At 59.9% G+C, this 20,992-nt stretch carries 19 protein-coding genes, 1 tRNA gene and 1 pseudogene; 9 read left to right on the top strand and 12 right to left on the bottom strand.

Features of this window, described 5'->3' with window-relative positions; genetic code table 11:
- Window positions 1–12: 12 nt before the first annotated feature.
- Window positions 13–576 carry a cysteine hydrolase family protein gene (locus ACNPP0_RS20485; RefSeq protein ID WP_448706855.1) on the bottom strand — a complete coding sequence of 188 codons (564 nt, stop codon included), beginning with the start codon at window positions 574–576 and terminating at the stop codon, window positions 13–15.
- Window positions 577–772: 196 nt separating this feature from the next.
- Here ACNPP0_RS20485 and ribD point away from each other — a divergent pair, with 196 nt between their 5' ends.
- The 7 genes from ribD (at window position 773) to ACNPP0_RS20450 (ending at window position 9,122) form a co-directional block, all read left to right on the top strand.
- Window positions 773–1,924 carry a bifunctional diaminohydroxyphosphoribosylaminopyrimidine deaminase/5-amino-6-(5-phosphoribosylamino)uracil reductase RibD gene (gene ribD, locus ACNPP0_RS20480; RefSeq protein ID WP_448706854.1) on the top strand — a complete coding sequence of 384 codons (1,152 nt, stop codon included), beginning with the start codon at window positions 773–775 and terminating at the stop codon, window positions 1,922–1,924.
- A gap of 773 nt (window positions 1,925–2,697) precedes the next feature.
- The gene (locus ACNPP0_RS20475; protein WP_448706876.1) at window positions 2,698–4,614 is read left to right on the top strand and encodes a PrkA family serine protein kinase; all 1,917 of its coding nucleotides are present in this window, start codon (window positions 2,698–2,700) and stop codon (window positions 4,612–4,614) included.
- A 12-nt stretch (window positions 4,615–4,626) separates the two neighbouring features.
- Window positions 4,627–5,886 carry a YeaH/YhbH family protein gene (locus ACNPP0_RS20470; protein WP_332612184.1) on the top strand — a complete coding sequence of 420 codons (1,260 nt, stop codon included), beginning with the start codon at window positions 4,627–4,629 and terminating at the stop codon, window positions 5,884–5,886.
- Window positions 5,883–7,436: a SpoVR family protein gene (locus ACNPP0_RS20465; RefSeq protein ID WP_332612183.1), complete on the top strand. Its 1,554-nt coding sequence runs from the start codon at window positions 5,883–5,885 to the stop codon at window positions 7,434–7,436. Before ACNPP0_RS20470 ends, ACNPP0_RS20465 begins: the two co-directional genes overlap by 4 nt.
- Before the next feature lie 135 nt (window positions 7,437–7,571).
- Window positions 7,572–7,662 (top strand) — tRNA-Ser (locus tag ACNPP0_RS20460).
- A 189-nt stretch (window positions 7,663–7,851) separates the two neighbouring features.
- Entirely contained in the window at window positions 7,852–8,943 is a 1,092-nt protein-coding gene (locus ACNPP0_RS20455; protein ID WP_448706853.1) for a tyrosine-type recombinase/integrase, read from the top strand.
- Between the two features lie 17 nt (window positions 8,944–8,960).
- On the top strand, window positions 8,961–9,122 hold the full coding sequence (locus tag ACNPP0_RS20450) for a hypothetical protein (protein ID WP_448706852.1): 162 nt from the start codon (window positions 8,961–8,963) through the stop codon (window positions 9,120–9,122).
- Here ACNPP0_RS20450 and ACNPP0_RS20445 read toward each other — a convergent pair.
- Both ACNPP0_RS20445 and ACNPP0_RS20440 read right to left on the bottom strand, forming a co-directional pair.
- Window positions 9,109–9,372, bottom strand: coding sequence for a helix-turn-helix transcriptional regulator (locus tag ACNPP0_RS20445; protein WP_448706851.1), 264 nt, complete (start codon window positions 9,370–9,372; stop codon window positions 9,109–9,111). The genes ACNPP0_RS20450 and ACNPP0_RS20445 overlap by 14 nt on opposite strands.
- Window positions 9,369–9,569, bottom strand: coding sequence for a DNA cytosine methyltransferase (locus tag ACNPP0_RS20440; RefSeq protein ID WP_448706850.1), 201 nt, complete (start codon window positions 9,567–9,569; stop codon window positions 9,369–9,371). Before ACNPP0_RS20440 ends, ACNPP0_RS20445 begins: the two co-directional genes overlap by 4 nt.
- On the opposite strand from ACNPP0_RS20440, the pseudogene ACNPP0_RS20435 reads away from it, so the two are divergent.
- A pseudogene (locus tag ACNPP0_RS20435) lies at window positions 9,563–10,171 on the top strand (phage portal protein); the annotation flags it as partial. The gene ACNPP0_RS20440 and the pseudogene ACNPP0_RS20435 overlap by 7 nt on opposite strands.
- Window positions 10,172–10,233: 62 nt before the next feature.
- Here ACNPP0_RS20435 and ACNPP0_RS20430 read toward each other — a convergent pair.
- The 6 genes from ACNPP0_RS20430 to ACNPP0_RS20405 all read right to left on the bottom strand — a co-directional run bounded on the left by ACNPP0_RS20430 (window position 10,234) and on the right by ACNPP0_RS20405 (window position 16,028).
- Entirely contained in the window at window positions 10,234–10,521 is a 288-nt protein-coding gene (locus tag ACNPP0_RS20430) for a hypothetical protein (protein ID WP_448706849.1), read from the bottom strand.
- Between the two features lie 228 nt (window positions 10,522–10,749).
- Window positions 10,750–11,529, bottom strand: coding sequence for a HEPN domain-containing protein (locus ACNPP0_RS20425; protein ID WP_448706848.1), 780 nt, complete (start codon window positions 11,527–11,529; stop codon window positions 10,750–10,752).
- Between the two features lie 4 nt (window positions 11,530–11,533).
- Window positions 11,534–12,727 (bottom strand): DUF262 domain-containing protein, encoded by a 1,194-nt coding sequence (locus ACNPP0_RS20420; protein ID WP_448706847.1) that lies wholly within the window; start codon window positions 12,725–12,727, stop codon window positions 11,534–11,536.
- 948 nt (window positions 12,728–13,675) lie between these two features.
- Entirely contained in the window at window positions 13,676–14,374 is a 699-nt protein-coding gene (locus ACNPP0_RS20415; protein WP_332612163.1) for a DUF1120 domain-containing protein, read from the bottom strand.
- A 45-nt stretch (window positions 14,375–14,419) separates the two neighbouring features.
- A complete protein-coding gene (locus tag ACNPP0_RS20410) occupies window positions 14,420–15,124 on the bottom strand; it encodes a DUF1120 domain-containing protein (protein WP_332612162.1) in 705 nt (234 codons plus the stop codon).
- A 184-nt stretch (window positions 15,125–15,308) separates the two neighbouring features.
- Window positions 15,309–16,028 (bottom strand): DUF1120 domain-containing protein, encoded by a 720-nt coding sequence (locus ACNPP0_RS20405; protein ID WP_332612161.1) that lies wholly within the window; start codon window positions 16,026–16,028, stop codon window positions 15,309–15,311.
- A 112-nt stretch (window positions 16,029–16,140) separates the two neighbouring features.
- Between ACNPP0_RS20405 and ACNPP0_RS20400 the strand changes: the two genes are divergently transcribed.
- The gene (locus ACNPP0_RS20400; RefSeq protein WP_332612160.1) at window positions 16,141–16,914 is read left to right on the top strand and encodes a response regulator transcription factor; all 774 of its coding nucleotides are present in this window, start codon (window positions 16,141–16,143) and stop codon (window positions 16,912–16,914) included.
- A 55-nt stretch (window positions 16,915–16,969) separates the two neighbouring features.
- Here the strand turns inward: ACNPP0_RS20400 and ACNPP0_RS20395 are convergent, their stop codons facing one another.
- From ACNPP0_RS20395 to ACNPP0_RS20385, 3 genes are all read right to left on the bottom strand, one after another.
- On the bottom strand, window positions 16,970–17,578 hold the full coding sequence (locus tag ACNPP0_RS20395; protein ID WP_448706846.1) for a DUF1120 domain-containing protein: 609 nt from the start codon (window positions 17,576–17,578) through the stop codon (window positions 16,970–16,972).
- A 30-nt stretch (window positions 17,579–17,608) separates the two neighbouring features.
- Window positions 17,609–20,068 carry a fimbria/pilus outer membrane usher protein gene (locus ACNPP0_RS20390; RefSeq protein WP_448706845.1) on the bottom strand — a complete coding sequence of 820 codons (2,460 nt, stop codon included), beginning with the start codon at window positions 20,066–20,068 and terminating at the stop codon, window positions 17,609–17,611.
- 99 nt (window positions 20,069–20,167) lie between these two features.
- Entirely contained in the window at window positions 20,168–20,875 is a 708-nt protein-coding gene (locus ACNPP0_RS20385; protein WP_448706844.1) for a fimbria/pilus chaperone family protein, read from the bottom strand.
- Window positions 20,876–20,992: the final 117 nt, after the last annotated feature.

Here is a 20,992-nt window from a genome sequence, read left to right as displayed (position 1 = left end):
GGACGCCTTCTATTAGCCGGCCAGCGCGTCCGCTGCCCGCGCAATGCGCGCGAACCGACCGTTCAACACCAGTTCGGTATGGTCGCGAATTTCGGCCGGGCTGTAATGCTTGCCCGATGGGCTTTGCATCGCGAAGGTCAGGGTGGCGTCCGTCGGGAACACCACTTTGAAGCCCGCGTCGCTGGCGTGGCGCGACGTGGTTTCGCAGCATTGTTCGGTACGGATGCCGCTGACGATGACGCCTTCCACGCCGTGTTCACGCAGCCAGTCGTGCAGCGTTGCGCCGTTGGCATCGACCGCAAACAGCGACGAATGCACGGTTTTGTGGAAGACGGCGGTGGGCGAAATACGCAGTTCGGCAAGCGTCTTGACGTGTCCCGACGCCAGCGAGAACGGGTTGGACGCATCGTCCGACGGGCTTTTGTGAAACACCTGCAGCACCGGAATGTCCTTGGCGCGGGCCGCGTCGATCAGGCCTTGGAGTTGCGTGAGGAACGCGGGGTATTCGGTTTCGTCCCAAAACGGACGTTGCCGGAAAGACTCTTGGACGTCGATGACGATCAGTGCTTGTTTCATGGTCCGGGCTCCAGGCCTAGGGTTTTTGAGGGGGTGGCGGTATTTTGCGACGCCTTGCGGCGGTCGGCGAGCCATTCCCGGGCCAGTTATCGGCCCAAAACGGACATTCCTGTTGCAAAGGCCCCGGCAGCAGCTTACCCCTATCCGCATCGCGTCGGAACGACCGCATGCGCGTCGCCGGACATACAATTCCGCCATGACGACCCCAAGCGATCCCAACGATATTTCCTGGATGCAGCGCGCCCTGGCCCTGGCCGAAAGCGTGCTTTACACCACCGCGCCCAACCCGCGCGTCGGCTGCGTCATCGTCCGGGATGGCCGTGTGCTGGGGGAGGGCGCCACGCAGCCTCCGGGCGGCCCTCATGCCGAAATCGGCGCGCTGCGAGACGCCAAGGCGCGTGGCAACGACGTAACGGGTGCCACGCTGTATGTCACGCTTGAGCCCTGCAGCCATTTCGGGCGTACGCCGCCCTGTGTTGATGCCGTGCTGGCGGCCCGGCCGGCGCGCGTGGTCGTGGCCATTGGCGACCCCAACCCGCTGGTCAACGGACAGGGGCTGGCGCGCTTGCGTGCCGCCGGCATCCAGGTGACGACGGGCGTGTGCGAGCAAGAGGCGCTTGCGCTGAATGCCGGTTTTATTTCACGCATGAGCCGGGGTCTGCCCTGGGTGTGGATGAAGATGGCGGCGTCGCTGGATGGGCGCAGCGCGCTGCATAACGGGATGTCCCAATGGATCACCGGTCCCGAAGCCCGCGCCGACGGCCACCGGTGGCGTGCGCGCAGTTGCGTCGTGCTGACCGGGATGGGCACCGTGATGAAAGACAATCCGCTGCTGAATGTGCGGGAGGTCGACACGCCGCGCCAGCCGCGCAAAGCGGTCGTGGATGGCCAGTTTTCCATTCCCGAAGATGCCCGCCTGTTCGATGGAGGGCCGGTAATTCTCTTCACCGCGCGCGAAGATGCCGCCAAGGCCGGGCGCCTGGCCGAGAAGAATGCGCGTGTGGTTTACATGCCGGGCGCCATGCCGGGCCGCGTGGACCTTGCCGGCATGATGCGCTGGTTCGCGCAAGCCGAGTTCAACGAAGTGCACGTCGAGGCCGGCGCGGGCCTGAGCGGCGCGTTGGTTGCCGCAGGCTGCGTCGACGAATTGCTGTTGTACCTGGCGCCCGTATTGCTTGGCGATGCGGCGGGCATGGTTCGTTTGCCCATGCTTGAGCACCTGGATGCCGCGCGCCGCTACGAGTTTATCGACAGCGTTATGGTGGGCTCGGATCTGCGTCTGCGCGCACGCGTTCAAGCCACCTGGCGCGAACTGACGCGGCGCGTTGCGTTGTCGACGTTGGCTTGATGCGGTCTTTGTTTGAACATCGTCGCACCTTCAAGACAAGGTGCTAGCACTCGTCCCAGGCGGCTGCCAATCACGTCTTGCACGACGCATTGACGATGCTTCGCGTCGTGTTCGGCACGGCAATTGCGGCGAAATTTGCGACCGTAGTTGACGCGGCGAATGACTGCTGAAAACCCGCATTACGATTTTGATCGAACCGCCAAATGAATTGCCACAAAACCGTCAATTGGCTTTAGCATAGACACATGACTTGGCGATTTTTGCCTGCGGCCATCACCGCACAGTGCTATGCGCCCACGTCACCACGGATTCCCGTGCCGCGGTATCGGCGCTGTTTCATAACCGATCCGGCACGCTGCTGAATGAAGCGCAACGCGCTCTTCAGAACGCCCGCCGCCATCGCATGGCGGGCGCATCGAGCAACTGCTCGAATCATAAGAATCCACCGGGATATCGCTCATCCCTTCAAATCATTGCCGTCCATTTCATGTGCGGTCGCACCACGCATGGCTGCCATAGCAATATGCTGAAGACGAGCGAGTTAACTTATTCACGTAAGTTGCATTCCCTGACGGAACTTGTGTCAGGCGCGTGCAGCCTAAATGGAAAGGGTCCGACCGTGCTTCATGGTTGATGTGTGGCGAAAGCAACATAACAACTGGCCGACAACGCCAAACGCGAGATTGACTGGCAATGCGTAGGCGCTAAGGCACAATGGGGACACGTAGGCGTAGTGAATTTTTCGCGTGTTGTAGGAGGTTTCCGTGCAAAACATCGTCGAAGGCTTCAAGTCGCAGTATGCAAGAGAGCAAGAGTCAGAGCTTTCTCTTGAGGAATATCTGAACCTCGCCAAACGTGATCCCATGGCGTATGCCAGCCCCGCTGAGCGCATGCTGGCGGCGATCGGCGAACCCGAAGTCGTGGATACGCGCAACGACCCACGTCTTTCGCGTTTGTTTTCCAACCGGACCATCCGGCGCTATCCGGCGTTTCAGGAGTTCTACGGCATGGAGGACGTGATCGGTCAGATCGTCGCGTTCTTCAAACACGCCGCGCAAGGGCTGGAAGAGCGCAAGCAAATCCTTTATCTGCTGGGCCCCGTCGGTGGCGGTAAGTCGTCCATCGCCGAACGGCTGAAGGCCCTGATGGAAAGCTATCCCATCTATGCCCTGCAAGGCTCTCCCGTTAACGAATCGCCGCTGGGCTTGTTTCATCCGGAACGTTTTGGCGACACGCTTGAACAGGAATACGGCATTCCGCGCCGGTACCTGACGGGCATCATGTCGCCGTGGGCGGTCAAGCGGCTGAAGGAGTTCGACGGCGACATCTCGCAATTCCGTGTCGTGCGCTTGAACCCGTCGGTGTTGCGTCAAGTGGCCATTGCAAAGACCGAACCGGGCGACGAAAACAACCAGGACATTTCCTCGCTGGTCGGTAAGGTCGACATCCGAAAGCTGGATCGACATTCGCAGGACGACCCGGACGCGTACAGCTATTCCGGAGGCTTGTGCCTGGCGAACCAGGGGCTGCTGGAATTCGTGGAAATGTTCAAGGCCCCGATCAAGATGCTGCACCCGCTGCTGACGGCCACGCAGGAAGGCAACTTCAAGGGCACCGAGGGCTTTTCCGCGATTCCGTTCAACGGCACGATCCTGGCCCACTCGAACGAATCCGAATGGCAGACCTTCCGCAACAACAAGCACAACGAAGCGTTCCTTGATCGTATCTACATCGTCAAGGTGCCGTATTGCTTGCAGGTGTCTGAAGAAGTCCGCATCTACGAAAAGCTGTTGCATCACAGCTCGTTGTCGGCCGCCCCGTGCGCGCCGGGAACGCTGGATATGATGGCTCAGTTCTCGGTGCTGACGCGTCTGAAGGAACCGGAAAACTCCAGCATCTATTCCAAGTTGCGCGTCTATGACGGCGAAAGCCTGAAGGACGTGGACCCGAAGGCCAAGGCGCTGCAAGAGTACAAGGACTACGCGGGTACCGATGAAGGCATGAACGGGGTGTCTACGCGCTTCGCGTACAAGATCCTGTCCAGCGTCTTCAATTACGACCAGACCGAGGTGGCCGCAAATCCGGTGCACCTGATGTATGTGCTTGAGCAACGTATCGGGCGCGAAGACTATCCGGAAGAAATCCGCCGCCGGTATCTTGAATTCATCAAGGGGTTCCTGGCGCCGCGTTATGCGGAATTCATCGGCAAGGAAATTCAGACGGCCTATCTGGAATCGTATTCGGAGTATGGCCAGAACATCTTTGACCGCTACGTCACGTTTGCCGATTGCTGGATTCAGGACGAAGAATTCCGTGATCCGGAAACGGGCGAAAGCTTCGACCGCAGCGCGTTGAACGACGAGCTGGAAAAGATTGAGAAGCCGGCGGGGATCGCGAATCCGAAGGACTTCCGCAACGAGATCGTTAACTTCGTGCTGCGGGCGCGCGCCAATAACAATGGCCGCAACCCGACCTGGACCAGCTATGAAAAGCTGCGCGAAGTGATCGAGAAGAAGATGTTCTCGAATACGGAAGATCTGCTGCCGGTGATTTCGTTCAACGCCAAGGCTTCGGCCGAGGACAAGACGAAACACCAGAGCTTCGTGGATCGCATGGTGGAAAAGGGCTACACGGAAAAGCAGGTCAGGCTGCTGTGCGAGTGGTACCTCCGAGTGAGGAAGTCTTCCTGAGCGAGGTGAATCATGAATTCACTGATCGATCGCCGTCTTAACGGGCGCAATAAAAGCGCCGTCAACCGCGAGCGTTTTTTGCGGCGCTACAAGGACCAGATCCGCAAGGCGGTTCACGGGATGATCCGTGACCGCTCCATTCAGGATATGGATCAAGGCGGAGAGATCAACCTGCCCGCTCGGGATATTTCCGAGCCAACTTTCCGGCACGGATCGGGCGGCGACCGCGAGATGGTGCACCCTGGCAATCGCGAGTTTGCCAAGGGCGACACCATCGACCGGCCGCAAGGAGGCCAAGGCGAGGGCGGTTCCGACCCGGGCGAAGGAGAATCGGTAGACCAATTCACCTTCAGTCTGTCACGGGCCGAGTTTCTGAACCTGTTCTTCGAGGATCTGGAACTGCCGCATCTGGCGCGTAACCAGTTGGGTGAAGTCAGCCAGAAGAAGTGGCAGCGCGCGGGCTACACCACGACCGGTTCGCCCAGCATGTTGAGCATCAGCCGTACGCTCAAGTCATCGCTGGCCCGGCGCGTCTCACTGAACGTAAAGGCCCGCGCCGATCTCGAAGACGCCGAAAAGGCGTTGGCCGATGCGCGGGCAGCCGGTGCGCCCGCCGCGAAGATCCGCACGCTGGAACAGGATGTCGAAGACTGCCGCGAGCGCCTTGCCCGTGTGCCGTTCCTGGATGACCTTGATCTGCGTTACCGCAATCGCGTGTCCGTGGCCATTCCGATGGCGCGCGCCGTCATGTTTTGCCTGATGGACGTGTCCGGTTCCATGGACGAAGGCAAGAAAGACCTGGCCAAGCGCTTCTTCACGCTGCTGTATCTGTTCCTGTCGCGCAAGTACGAACACGTGGACCTGGTCTTCATCCGCCACACCGACAACGCCGAGGAAGTCGACGAACAGACCTTCTTCTATGACCCCAAGAGCGGAGGCACGATCGTGTTGTCCGCATTGGAACTGATGCGCGAAATTCTGGAAAAGCGCTATCCGCCGTCGGCCTGGAACGTATACGCGGCGCAAGCCAGTGACGGCGATTCGTTTGGCGCCGACGCGGGTAAAAGCGCGCGCTTCCTGGCGGAACACTTGCTGCCGTCGACACGGTATTTTGCCTATATCGAAATCCCCGACTCGCAAGAGGCTCGCAAGAGCAGCCTGTGGGCCGAGTATGAACAGAAGCTGGAGCCGCATTTCGTTATGCGGCGCATCTGCGATCGCGGCGAGATCTTTCCCGTGTTCCATGACCTGTTCAAGAAGGAAACCGCATGAATGCCATCGTGGGTGCTCTCGTGGAGCCGAAATCGGCCGGCGGGGCTCGGCCGATTTCCCAAGGTTCCGAATGGACGTTCGAACTGATCCAGTCCTATGACGACGCGATTTCCAAGGTCGCGGCCGAGTACGGCCTGGACACGTATCCGAACCAGATCGAGGTGATCACCTCGGAACAAATGCTGGACGCCTATGCGTCGGCCGGCCTGCCCATCGGCTATCCGCACTGGTCGTACGGCAAGGAATTCATCCGCAACGAGCAATACTATCGGCGCGGCATGCAGGGCCTGGCTTACGAAATCGTCATCAATTCCAACCCCTGCATCTCGTACCTCATGGAAGAAAACTCCATGACGATGCAGGCGCTGGTGATCGCGCATGCGTGCTACGGCCACAACTCGTTCTTCAAGGGCAACTACCTGTTCCGGCAATGGACCGACGCAGATGGCGTGCTGGACTACCTGGTGTTCGCGCGCAAGTATGTGATGTCGTGCGAAGACCGCTACGGCATCGACGCCGTCGAGGCGTTGCTGGATTCCTGCCACGCGCTGTCCCACCACGGGGTAGACCGCTACAAGCGCCCGGCGCCCATGTCGCTAAAGGAAGAGGCCGCGCGCCAGGCCGAGCGCAAAGAACATGCGCGGCTGCAATACAACGACCTGTGGCGCACCTTGCCGCGTCTGGAAACGGACAAGGACACGCGCACGGATACGTCGGTGTTCCCGCCTGAGCCCGAAGAGAATCTGCTGTACTTCATTGAAAAGTACTCGCCCAAGCTGGCGCCGTGGCAGAAAGAGCTGGTGCGTATCGTGCGCAAGATCGCCCAGTACTTCTACCCGCAGACGCAGACCAAGGTCATGAACGAAGGGTGGGCCACGTTCTGGCACTACACCATCCTGAATCGCTTGCATGAAAAAGGCCTGGTCAACGACGGCTTCATGATGGAGTTTCTGCAAAGCCATACCAACGTGGTCAGCCAGCGCGGCTTCGATGAGCGCGGTTATGGCGGTATCAACCCGTATGCGCTGGGGTTCGCGATGATGACGGACATCCGCCGCATCTGCGAAGCGCCCACCGACGAGGACCGCCGGTGGTTCCCCGACATCGCGGGCGGCGACTGGCAAAAAACGTTGGACTTTGCCATGCGCAACTTCAAGGACGAGTCGTTCATTTCGCAGTACCTGTCGCCGCGCCTGATCCGGGAGTTCCGCTTCTTTGCCATCTCGGATCATCAGGCCAATCCGAAACTGGAAGTGGCCGCCATTCACAACGACGAAGGCTATCGTGACATCCGCCGCCTGTTGGCCGCGCAGCATAATCGCGACAATCAGGTGCCCGATATCCAGGTGGTGCGCTTTAATCGCGACTCGGATCGTTCCTTGGTGCTGCGGCATTTAAAGAGCCGTGGCCGTCCCTTGGCGGGCGAGGATGCCGAGCAGGTGATGAAGCATCTGGCGCGTCTGTGGGGCTTCAAGGTTCGCCTTGAAGAGACCGAGCCGGATGGCACCATCAGCTCTTACCGCGAACAAGAACCACCGGCCGCGCATTAAGAATAGGGACGCGCACGGCAAGCCGGCGGTGCGTCCCTGTTTCTTCCCAGGCTTGCCTCGCCGCTTCGAAACCTGCTAGAATCGCGGATTCGAAATTTTCGCAGCGTTTGTTTGCTTCGCGAAGAATGTCGATTAGGACAGGTGGCCGAGCGGTTGAAGGCGCACGCCTGGAAAGCGTGTATACGTCAAAAGCGTATCGGGGGTTCGAATCCCCCTCTGTCCGCCAAGATTTGTACCGGTATTGCCCAGCAATGCCTTGAAACCCGCACCAGCCTTAGCTGTGCGGGTTTTTTCTTGCCCAGGTTTGCCCAGTAAGCACCACTAGAAGCAACCTCATAAATCGGGTACTTTCGCGGGTATCGCGGCCCCCAGGGGCCAAAACCCGAAAAAAGTACCCGTTTTTCATAGGGGAGATATGGCCACGCTCGCCAAGCCGACAGACACCGCAATCCGCGCCGCCAAGGGACGGGAAAAGCCCTACAAGATGGCCGACGGCGGCGGCTTGCATATCCTCGTCAAACCCGACGGTACGCGCTACTGGCGCTACAACTACCGGCACGCCGGCAAAGACCGGACGATGGCCCTGGGCGTGTACCCGGACGTGTCTGCGAAGTCAGCCCGCGAAAAGCACGCGGCCGCGCGCGCGCAACTGGCCGCCGGCGCCGATCCGATGGCCGAACGCAAACAGGAAAAGCACGCCATCCGTGCCGCTGCGGCTGATGATTTCGAAGGTATGGCCCGCGAAATGTGGGCCAAAAAGCTCGCGCGGGGGAACTCGGCCGGCTACGTCGAGGAGGTGCTTGGCAAGCTGGAAAAGGACGTGTTCCCCTGGATCGGCCGGCGGGCCATCGCCGGCATCACTGCAGCCGACATACTGACCATCCTTGAGCGGGTCGAGGCCCGCGCTCCCGAGACCGCACGCAGGCTTCGCGGCTTCGTCGGAGAGGTGTTCCGCTATGCCATGGCGCGCAACAAAGCCCAGGCGGACCCCACGCAGGCACTACGCGGTGCGGTCATCACGCCGAAAACGCAGCATTTCGCCGCCATCACGGACCCTGTTGCTTTTGGTGAGCTGCTGCGCAAGATGTACAGCTATCGCGGCGAGCTGGTGACGCGGGCGCTCCTGCGGCTCTCGCCCCTGGTGTTCCAGCGGCCATCTGAGTTACGCGGGGCGCGCTGGGATGAATTCGACCTGGCCGGCAAGAATTGGGGCGCGCCGATGTGGGAGATACCGGCCGAGCGTGACGGAGCGGAAGGAGACACGAAGATCACGCGGACTGGCTGGCAGTCGCACCTTGTCCCCCTATCCACAGAAGCCGTCAGCATCTTAGAAGCGCTGCGGCCGGCGACAGAGCATACCGGGTGGGTGTTTAAGTCGAATCGGAAGACGGACCGGCCCTTATCGGAGGGGGCCATACTCGTCGCGTTGCGGCGTATGGGCTACGCCAAGAAGATGACCGCGCATGGTTTCCGAGCATCTGCGCGCACGCTCGCGGCGAACGCCTAAAGGCCGATGAGCGCGTGTTGGAGCTGCAGATATCGCACAAGGTTGTAGACCCGTTGGGCCGGGCCTACAACCGGACGGCGTTTCTGGACGAGCGTGTGGCGTTCATGCAGCAGTGGGCCGACTACGTGGAAAAGCTCGCGGCGGGCCGTCCCGAGCCGCTGATGCCTATCGACGGTTAGCGGTTGGGCGTGGTGCCTCGTAGCCGATAGGGTCATCAATCCAGCGCAGCACCTCCAAGCCTCGGTACTTGATCCCTCGCGCTCCGGTCGGAACCTTGGGCGGCGCGGTGCCATCCTTGACGCGCATGCGCCACGTCTCGCGGCTGACGCGGACGAATGGCTCAATCTCCGTCCATGAGTAGAGCGCACCGGCAAGGAGCTTTTCAGGCGGCAGGAGCCGGCGCTGACGCGGTTTCTTCGCTTCGCTCATGCGTGCCTCCTGATCGCATTGATCGCGTATTCCGCCAGCGGCGGGGGGTTGGCGTTGCCCAGCATGAACAAGGCCTTCGCCTGGCTCTCTGGCAGTTGGTAAGACCTCGAAAACCCCATGGCGGCGCAGTTTTCGCCCGTGGTGAGCATCCGCATGCGGTGGCCATCAACAAGCGCCCAGCGCGCGCGGGCATCCATTCGAACCCGGCAGCGTCTGGCATTTGCGAGAGGCCGACATCAATCAGGAGGTTTACGGGCTGCCGGAATACCTCAGTACGCTTCAAAGCGCATGGTTGAACGAAAGCGCCACGTTGTTCCGGCGGCGCTACTACAACAACGGCAGTCACGCGGGTTTCATCATGTACTTCACCGATGACGGCGCAAGCCAGGAAGACGTCGATTCCATCCGCACGGCATTGAAAAATTCGAAGGGGCGGGGCAACTTCCGCAATCTGTTTCTCCACTCTCCCAACGGAAAGAAGGAAGGCGTGCAGATCATTCCGCTCAGCGAGGTGGCGGCGAAAGACGAGTTCCTGAATATCAAGGCGGTCACCCGCGATGACGTGCTTGCAGCGCACCGCGTGCCACCGCAGCTCATGGGCATCGTGCCGGGCAACACCGGCGGCTTTGGGGCCGTGATGCCCGCCGCTCAGGTGTTCGCACGCAATGAGATTGAACCGCTCCAGGCTAGGTTGTCCGAGTTGAATGAGTGGCTTGGTATGCCCGTCATGAAGTTCAGGCCCTACATCGTTGGCGTCCAGACCGAGGACGGCGCGGGCGACCGATCGCCGCGCGTCTAGAGGCGGTCACCTTCAACACCAAGCCCCGCACTCGCGGGGCTTTTTTTTGTCCGTGCCGCGCCTTATTCGCGCTCGCCGCGTCTTGCCCCCGGCTTGATGGCCAACGGCTCGTTTAGGCAGGGTTCATCGGCCACATACCGCCGAAGCTCCGCAACACTGTCGATGATGTCCTGGCGGTGTCGCAGGCCGCCGGCGCTCTTCAGGCCCGCGTCCAGGGCCACGATGACGCGCTGAAGGCGCCAGATTTCCCAGGCTAGGGCACAGGCCTCGGCCGTGGGGTTACGCGCGTACAGCTCGCGTATGCGGGCCGCATGCAAGGGCGCGGGAGGGTTTCGGTCGAACGCGTCCATGGGGCACCTCTCAAATACTGTTCATCCATACAGTATATCGGGCGATGTGAGGTCTGGCGCGCAGTTCTCCCCCCGCCGCGCCTGCGCGCTAAATGTGCGAGAAAAGACTCAGCCGTGCGTCACCCTCATGCGTCAGCGTCGGGGCGCCTCTGCGGGCAGCTGGAGCGCCTCGGCAGGTGACGCAAACCGACGCACTACAGATGCATATCGACGGTTGCGCTTACGGTCCTACGACTGCGGGGCAACTGCTTGCGGCACTGGCGCCATTGAAACCGGCACCGCGGCTTCGGCATTTGTCGTTTCCAGATCTAAAGTGGCGCCAAGTGCGTGTCCGAAGCACTCCAAAAACATGATGTCGTTCAATATTTGGTCGGGACCCGTTGACTGACCAGGATTAAGGGCGTGCGCAATACCATTACGCCTTTCAAAGAAGCTATCCATTTTGGTGAGCACTTGCCCATGAGCCTTTCCCGGTTCGACCTCGCCAAAATGCTCCAGAATTTTCTGCTTATCGGCTAATTTTCGGCATACATCGGATAGTCCGCTCACACTAAAAAGACCATTCAGCTCGCTGGGGCGCATGTTGTTTTCGTTGTGAATTAACTCGCGATAGATGTCTTGGGTGAGGTCTCCCTTGCAGAATTCGTAAATGACGCTAAAACGGGCCTGCGCGGTTCCGAATACCTGTTCGCCCCCCGCCGCCGCTGCGGCAGCGTCTAGACGAATTTTGGCAAGCCCGTCCATCGTACGCTTCCACGCAGTGGCAATAAGTTTGGTTGGTAATTTGCTAACGGAATCGACTTTTGTGACGACTGAACGAGCGTACTCGCGAGCCATTTCTCGAATGAACTCTTCGAACGTGGCTGCCAACAAGAGCGTTGCTGAATTGGCGGCTGCAACTCTGGCTTTCGGCGCCTTGTCTGGTTCGCTGAAGACGTTGACGACCAATCTTATCGCTTCTAAATCGTCGGTAAACTCTTCGACGATAAGTTGAAATTGGGTCACCACGCGATCACCCTTTTATGAATATGTTGGTCATGAGTGCTATACGCTCTTTTACGGCCTTCGCAGTGTTCCCTTGGCCCGTAAGAATGGCTTGTTGCTCACTGGCGCCGAGCGCATCGCTGAGTCGGCGACGAACCTCTACCGCATCTGCCGTGATTTCGCTGCGACGATTCCACAAATTATTTATAGCGACCATCGATGAATCGTACATAGCTGCGGACACTCGTGTACGACCCTTGCCGTCCGCAGGCAACAGGAATGGCTTGCCCTCAAACAGTTCGTGCAAGAACGAGAACCGCTCTTGAAATTCGCGTTTGAACGGTTCCACTTCTTCCGCAGAAATTTGGGCTTGCATCGCTCGATCCAACATTGCCTTCATCGATCCACGGATGTTGTCTTCTTCCTTGAGGGCGAAGTAGCGGAGAATCAGCTGGCAATCTCCCATCGTGGCAAACAGTTGGTTTTTTTGACGACTCTGGTTTTCGTAGTACTGGCCTGGGTCGCTTTCTGAGTAGCGCGGAATGTCAAAGACATCGGCGAACAGGTCGTATCGAGTCAGATCAATGATGACTTGGTTAAAGTTGCCCGGGTTGAGCGCATTACGTATTTCCTGGGGATTCAGCTTGGTGCCCCCGGTGTTCAGTCGATCAAAAATGATGCGACGTATGTCCGTAAAGCTCAATTGGCCGGCACTTTTATCCGGCCCACTTTCCAAAAGCAACACTATCGCTGATAGGCTCGCGCGATCTAGTGCCCGCTTGATGCGCGGCGGACACTTGGAATAGCGAAGCCCGTTGAGCGGTTTGAGCACCGTTAGCGCGGTAAGCGCGAATTCGCCTGCCAGGAACTCCCGTACTGCGTTAAGGCGTTGTTGTCCATCCATAACCTCGTATCGCGCTGCTTCGCTTTCATACAGAAATACGGGGGGGACCGGAATGTTCAGCAGCAGGGATTCAATAAGGCGCGATTTTTGAACGGGGGTCCAGCGCAGCCGGCGCTGATACTCGGGACGTAGATTCAGCACCTCTCCCCTGTCGATAAGATCGCGGAGTTGGGGCAGAAAAAAATTGTTTGTCTGATAGATGATTCGGAAGGCATTTTTTGCAAAGAACTCATCGGGTTCGACGTGCTCCTGCCCTTGCTCTGGCTGTACCGCATCGGACTCCTGATCCGCGTCTCCCATTACGACTTCTATCGACATTGTGAACTCCAAATTTTGGCTGCAGAAATTGTGTAGTAAAGGACGAGGAATGCCGGTTCCCGATCACTTGGTCTGTTGCGGGTTGTAGCACGGCCACCAATGCTCTGCGCTTGCGCCGTCGGTCAAACTCTGCGCAGATGTGGGGAGGGGCTGGGAAAAACCTAACCTTCCTAACCTCACCCGAAAATAATGTCTAAGGTATTGATTTTCTAAGGAAATATTGGTTAGGTTTAAAACCTAACCTGACCTAACCTAGAACCTAACCTCGCTGTAAGTCATTGATCTATATAGATATCTGTTTTTTATAAAGTTAGGGTACAGAAACCTAACCAGGTTAGGCTTTGGTCAGAAAAAGGTTAGGTTTTTCGAATGCTCGGACACCCGCATGAGTAAAGGCTCCCCGGCCATTTCGCTAGGTATGGTTAGGAAGGTTAGGTTTTTCCCAGCCCCCCCCGGAATTTTGGCAGCGCCCTTTTTTTGGCTGGTTTCGGGTTCGCGCTCTTCTTCTGAGCAAGTGTTGATGCCGCAGGTCTTGACCAGATCTGCATACGCTCCGGCAGGTCGTGGGCGTGGCCACATCGGAGCGCGGGCCGCCCGCGGCGCGCTGGCCAAGCGCGGGTGCACCAGGTCGCGGGGGATTTGATGGCATCGCCCGGCGGTGGCTGGAGGACGTGGCATGGCATGCTGTCGGATCCCGCAATGGGATTCACATCCGGTTTAGGGTATTTTTGAGGGTACTTTTCGTTTATCGAACTGGCCAGATCCAGCAGTTCCGAAGTGTTTGGCCAGTTGTCCGGGTGACCCTCTGTCCGCCAAGAACACTGGCGGAAAAACAATTTCCGTCCCCGCTATACCGATCTGATTGGTACGGGACGAAATACATAAGGCCCTCGACTTCGATGAAGTCGAGGGCCTTTTGCATGACGTGTCCGAAGAAGGGGCGCGGCGTCAAAGATACCGCAAAGTAAAGGTCACCGAGCCATCCAACTGGATCTCTTGGGACTTTGGCAAAACCGACGTCCGGTTCAACATCGGCGTTACCGCCAGGCTAACGGACGCGGTGGTGATGGCCACGGCTCCCGCGTCGGTGCCGAAGGAGTATTCGTCCGCGGGATTCACATTAATGGAGTCCATTCGGGATTGAACGGGCCACGTGGAGGTGCCGCCAGGCCGGGCAAGGACCATGGAGGTTTGGAGGAAAGGAGCCATGCCATCGATCACGGTGGCTTCCGGGCGTACCAGCAAAACCAAGGCGCCGATCCGGACATCCTCGACACGTCCCAGCCCCCACGCGTGCGGCGTGCCGTTGGACGGATGCTGGTATGGCCACGGCATGTCGTTCGCCGAAGCTTCGTGATGCGTGATGGCGGTGTCCGGGCGATTTTCCTGAACCGTGAAAGCGACCCGCGTCGGTCCGCCGCAGACGATTTTCAGGCGCGGCCGTTGTTCATTCAACAGGGTGCCGTTGGCTTGCAAGCCGTTAAAAGGCAACGTGCCGAAGTCAATCGAGCTTGCCCCATCAAAGCCTAAATGGCATGCGGGTGGCGTCAACCGGCCGCCTATGGCAAGTTCGGATTGATCGCCAGCATGCGCAACGTTGACAGCCGCCAGCGCCAACCCGGCGCAAAGAGGGATCAGATTTTTCATCGTGAACGAAGTGTGGGTCAGTATCAGTCAGTGTTGCCAGAAGCGCTACAGGTAGCGCAACGTGAACGTGATCGAACCGTCCAAGGGAATTTCGTTGGCAGCCGGCAGCGTTGAGGGCGATGCGATCATGGGGGCGATACCCAGCGCCAACTGAGCGTTCGTGATCGGTGCGGCGGGGCCGCCTGTCGGGCCGAACGAGTATTCAAGGTCGGGGCTGAGGTTTACCGAGTAGTGCGAGGATACGATCGGCCAGTTGGTGCTGCCTTTGGGGCGCGCCAAGACCTTTTGCGCGCCTGTTTCGGTCAGAAGAGCTCCGTCGACCGTAGTGGTCGGTGGGTTGATCAGTGCGATCAATGCGCCCGTCTTGATCTGTTTGGACTCGTCCGCAAAACCCAGTCCCCAGGAATATTTGGAGCCGTTCTCGGGGTTTTGGTAGGGCCAGTTCAATTGGGGCGCTTCTTGGATCGTGATTCCAGACCCTGCTCGATTGTCGATCGCGGTAACACTGACGCGCGTGGGGCGGCCGCAATCGATCTGTAGTTGTGTGTTTTTGCTGCCCAGATTCGTGCCGTTTTTGTCCAAGGCATTGAATGCGATGGTGTCAAAGTCCAGTGTGGCGTTGCCGCCGAAATGGACGTTACATGCTGGCGGCATGAGTTTGCCCGTCACGGCAAGGTCGCTATTGCCCGCAGCATGTGTCGTGGCCGCCAGCGTGGCCAACGCGACGCCGACAAAGAGTTGTTTTTTCATAATGAACGTTCCTGATGTCAACAAATGCCGTCCTCGGAAGGCAAAGAACAACCTGATCCTGATCCTGCTCTCTCACGAATGCAGCCGCGCCGTACGACCTTGGAAGGTCGTACGGTCCTACACTGGGCTCGTTCAGGGATATGCGATTGCGAGAGCGCGCCACAGCGCGCCCTCTGCGGTACGCTTACAGGTAGACCAGTGAGATCGTGGCGCTGCCATCCAGGTTGATGGCTTCGGTGGTAGGCAGAGCAGCGGCGCGGTTGATCGTCGGGGTGACGGTAAGCGAGCCGGCAACCGATTCGACCGCCACCGGCGTGGCGTTGGCGCCCGGCGAACCCAGGAAGAACGAATAGGTGAAATTGGGGCTGATGAACTGCCGCAAGATGGCTTCGGAAGACCACGTGCGTTTGTCCGCGCTGTAGAGGACGGTGGCTTTGTTGCCGCCGGCTTGGACGTCGCCTTCCTTGAAGCCGAACATGTAGCCGCCGATGGGAATCTGCGTGTTGTCGGGGCCCGCAACGGAGCCCAGGCCGAAGATGAAAGCGTCGGTGATGGTGGAATTGATCGATCCCCACGCATTGACGTTCAGCGAGCTTTTCAGAACTTTGCTGCTGGCACGGTTGTCTACCACGTGCAGGCCGACACGCGTCATGCCCGTGCACTTGATGTTCAGCCCGATCGTCTTGGGCTCCAGTTTGGTGCCGTCGTACGCCAGTGAATTGAATGCGTGCTCACCAAAATTGAGGGTGCCTCCGCCGTCAAGCGACAGATCGCAGGACGGGGGAGTGATGCGGCCGATGACCTTCAAATCAGCGGTAGGAGCAGCTTGCGCGGATGCGGCGATCAAAAAACTTGCGGCCAGGAGGTAACGCAGAGCGGGCAGGGGGCGTGCCGAGTGATTCATGACTATCCAGTTTCTGGTGGGACAAAGGGACCACTCTAGGAAACGGATGACTTTTGGTATATAGGCGCCCGCCTAATCTTCGCTACGGCTGCGCAAACGGCTGCGTTACTATTTGTCCACGTTGAGTTTTCCCTTCAACGAAAACCAGTGGAAAATCTTGGCTCTAACTGGGAATTCCATATTGTCAGCCTTCAACTATCATCCATTGCGCATCGCAATCCTGGATGACCATCCGGTAGTGCGGGCCGGCATGTCTGCCTATCTGTCGCAGAACCGAGACATTGTTGTCATTGGTGAATTCGAGACCAGCCGGGACATGATCCGGACACTTGGGGGCCAGTCCGTCGACGTGCTGTTGATCGACTATTCGTTAGGCCCGGCCGAGGTCGACGGCATTTCGCTGATCAGGACGTTGCGCATCAAGTTTCCCAACGCGCGCATTCTGGTGTTCTCCGCGCTTTACGATCCGGCCACAGTGGCGTTGGCCTTGCGATCCGGCGCGCACGGCTTTGTGGGCAAGGGCGGGCGCGAAGACGAAATTGTGCTGGCGGTGCGCAAGGTGGCCGCCGGCGGCACCTACTGCGATCCCCAGATGACCTACCTGCTGTCTGGCGCAAGCACCGAGCAAGTCGAACCCACGGCTACCGATACACCGGCGGACGATTCGGCCTTGCCGGCATCGACAAGCAGCGTGCTCGATGGCGCATCCCTGTCTGGCCGCGAGCGCGAAGTCATTCGGTGCCTGCTTGCGGGCATGTCAATTTCCGATATTGCCACCAAGTTCGGGCGCAGCCCCAAAACCATCAGTGCACAAAAAGGCACCGCCTATCGCAAGCTGGGCGTGGCGACGGACAACGGCTTGTTCAAGCTGTGCGGGCTCTTGTGAGATCCACCCGTCGGCCCCGAGCTCACCGACGCGGCGGGCGAGCGGCCACAAGCGGCTACCTATCCACCAATTCAAACTGCAAGGTCGTCGACCATTCCGTCTGATCGGCGACGCGGACGTCGGCATCGTCCACTTCCGGGTTCAGCGCGATCTGAGCGGTAAGGCTACGTCCGGATCGGGCATGCTCCAGCATTACGGTGTCGCCGGGCCGCATGCTGATCTGTGGTTGGGCGCCATGGGGCGTGTCCGGGTTGACGACTCGGATTTCGTCGCCGTCGACCCGAACGTGGCTCAGCACGACGTGCAAAGCACCATTTGCCGCGAACTTCGCGGCGCCGGTCTGGCCTGCGGGGGCGTTCAGTCGCAGAGCAATAGGGCGGGCGGATGGGCAACTGATCGTCAACGGCACTAAGCGTGGCTCGAGCTGATAGCGCCGCTTGCCGTCCAGCGTCAGTTGTCCGGCCGTGAAGCTGCCGTAGTCCACGGTGGTTTGGCCGAATGACACCATGCAACCCGTTACCGGGGCCATGGCAGTTGTCCGCATCGGGGGCGGGGAAGGCGACGTTTGCGCCGCCGACGTGGTCCAGGCGGCGGCCGGCAGCAGCGCGGCCATCGCCAGTGCGGGCCGGCACCATCGCACAAGGCGAAAGGTTGCGATAGTCATGGCGTTCTTTCTCAATAGGTTCAGGCGCGTCTAAGGGGTACACGTCGCTTGGGCGCGTTCGTACAACGCGTTCAGGTCCGGCGTATCGGCGATGTCGAATTCAAGTGTGCATGGCGCCGCTTCCGATGGCGCTACGCTGAACGGCGTGGCGCCGGCCAGCATGTCGGGAAGGAATATCTGGCCACCGCTGCCCACCAGCGTGATGAACACGCCGTTGGCGTCCAGCACGGCCGCGCCCTTGGGCACCGGCGCGCCATCCGGAAAGGAGGCGGTCACCAAGGCGCGGCGCACGGTAACCACCGAAAAGTCCACCTTCGATACCGAGCCGCGCGACGGATCCAGGCTGTAGCGACCATTGATCAGGTCTACGTTGCGCGCCAGCGACGTCGTGGCGACCTGGATCTGGCCGTGACGGTACGCAGGCAGCGACGGGATGACGGCGCGGCCCCAGGGGTCCGTCCATACACTACCCGCCGGCGTGCTCAGGCGCACGCCGGACAGGCCGCCCACCGATGCGATGGCGAACGTGTCCTGCACCCGATAGGGCGAAAAGCTCAAGCCTTGAGCATGTCCGACCAGACCGCCCCGCACGCGAGCGGAATGGCTGTATCCGCCCGTGAAGCTGCTGGCAGCCAAGTTCAGCTGGGTATAGGCTGAATTGACGCCGAGCGAGCCGGAATAGCTGGCCTGGCCGTGCGAACCGGAGTTGGCCGACAGGGTGTAGTTGCTGCGCTCATTGATGGGGGCGCTGGTATTGACGCCGTAGCTTGTGCCGGTGTCCTGTGTCTGCATCGACGCGCTGACGCTTTGCTTGCCTAAAGGCAAGCTCAGGTTCAAATACATAAGGTTGCCCTGATTGCGGTAACTGGAACCCATGTCGCGTTCGAATGACAGCGACAGGCTGGCCCGGTCGAAGCTCTTGCCCCAGCTGAAAATGCCGCGTCGTGATGAATTGCCGCGCACGCTCTGGGATTCGCTGACATTCATGCTGAAGCCCCCCAGCGCGGATCCCCCCCAGGCCAACCCCGCGCTGATCTGCTGTTTGATGCGGTCCTCGCGAAAATGGGGATACCACTGCCTGTCGTCCGACGGACCGTGCCGCGAGCGGCTGCGGGCGTGATCCAGCACTTCGCTGTAGCCGTCGGTGCGCCGCAATAGGGATAAGTTCGACGACACGCCTGGCAGCAATTGAGCCGAGACGGATGCGATGTGCTGCGCGCCGCTGCGCCCGGTGCGCGAGTTTTGCGAGAAGGTGCTTTGTACGCCGGTCTGGATGCTGCCGGGCAGGACCAGATCCGAGCGGGCGCCCAGCGAGCGATAGTTCTGGGTCAGCAATAATCCGGCCGCGACGTTGGCGCGCCTGCTCAACGCGATGCCGTACTCCGCCGCCGCGACCGGCATGGACTCGTCACCTACCCCACCCATTTTGCGCAGCATGCCGAAGCCGCCGGTGAATCCGGCGGCCGCGCCGACGCGGTCGACCTGCAACGCAGCCGCCGGCACGTAGAACACGCGCTCTTCGCCCGAAGTTTCGTGGATGACAACCTTGAGGTCTTGTGTCAATGACCGGGGCAGCACATCGGTCATGGTGAAGGGGCCGGGGGGCACGATGGCGGAGGCGAGCGGAACGCCGTTCTGCCATACCTCGACGCGTGCCTGCGTGTGGGCGATGCCGCTGATAGGCGGGCCTTCGTGCTTGCTGTCTTGCAAGGCGGTTTCGGGAAACAGCTGCATTCCGGTAACCGGAACGCCGGAAAACAGCGCGCCATGCAGATTGATTTGCCCCGCTTGAAAGGTGGTGCGCCAGGTCGGCAATGTGCGCTGAGCGTAAGCATCGACGTGGTTCCACGTCGACTTTCCGCCGATGGCAGAGTAGGTGCTGTTGCTACGCAGAATCCAATCGTTCGCATTCAGGCCCAGTTCGGTATAAGCCTGCAGATAATTCGACTTTCCACCGATATGGCGCGTCTGGCTGGAAAGCACGTCGTAGTTCAGGATGGCTGCGCGGCCACCCGATTGATACGTTGTAGCGGTGGCTGTTCTGTTCACGGCGCCCGGTGGCGCGACGATGTCCACCGCCAACCGTTCGGGCTGTAGCGCGATAGTGGTGGTGGGCCAAGCCTGAAGAAATGCGTCCGGGCAGGCCTGTGACTGACCGTCTTGTGCTGCGGGCGACTTCAACTCGGCCAAGGTCAGTAATTCCGGAGTCAGGCAGAGTTTGCCGCTGGCGTCGAAGGTGGCCAGAGTGCGGCCGACGTGCCGGCCGTTGACGTTCAGGTGCACGGTGTGCTGACCAGGCAGAAATTGCGGCCCGTTCTTGAAGTGCGATGCGATGGCCGGATTCAAGCCGCGGCTTTTGAGGGTTTCAAGGTCGAACCCGGTAGCCCCGGGCTGCGCGATGGCAGCCCAAGGCAGGCACAGCAGTAGGCTCGCGGCGACGACGGCGCCACCGCGAGCATTGCGTAAGCGGTTGCAGAACATGAAAGCCATGAGTTGACCTGGCGCACAACGCTCGCAAGGCCCTGGGTGCAGGGGCTTGCGAGCATGGCCAAGCGTGTTGATGCCCCGTCGAGGGGGGCCGTGATGCCGTCAGTTCTTGATGGGCGCGTCGAACGACGAAACTTGATAGCCGTAGACGGTGGCGGGGTACAGGCGAACGCTTGTCTGCCCAACTTGCAGGGGGGCCTCCGCGCCAACCAGCTGTAGCGTTTCACCGGGCAAAATGTAGGTCTTGGGCAGGGTCAGCGCTTGATTCGACGGCTGCGCGTGGACGCGTTGATCCATGCGCACGACGTAGGGGCTGGGGTTGCGCACGGTCAGCTTGCCGTCTTCCGTGGTCCACAGCAGTGAACGCCAGGGGGCATTGTCGTTCGCGACCTTCTTGGGCAGCGCGATCAGCGGCAGATCCTGCCGAATGGTCAGGCGCAGCTTATTGCTTTGTTCGCCGGTTTGCGGAATGCCTTCGAATATGGCGCGCTTCATGCGCTGCGAGTCCAGCGGCTTGTCGTGGGTGAGCAGGAATCGCACCAGCTGCGTCTTGCCGGGAGCCAGCACGGCAGCGGGGGGAGACACCGTGACCCAATCATCCTGGTCTTCGGCGATGTGTTCAATGGTGGAGATCAGCAGCACGGGTTCGTCACCCGTGTTCTTGATGCCGATCGTGCCTTCGCCGGCACCTTCGTGCACAAGCACGACCGACGTTTCAGGCTGGATGCCCATTGCAAAGGCTTGGCTGGCGGGAAAAAGGACAGCAAAGAGAGTTGCCGCGACGATTCGCGGAAAGGAATTCTTGAACATGGGGATATCGTTAAAGCATCGGCCGGAAGAGCCTGGAAAGCGTTGCAGTGTAGAAACCCGCTTCCCGGCTTGATATAGGCGAGCGCCTATTTCCGAATGTTCAAGTGCAGTGGGCCG

The sequence above is a fragment of the Achromobacter semiaridum genome (assembly GCF_053543755.1).
The sequence above is the reverse complement of the archived record's forward strand: the minus strand, read 5'-3'. Positions and strand labels throughout refer to the sequence as shown.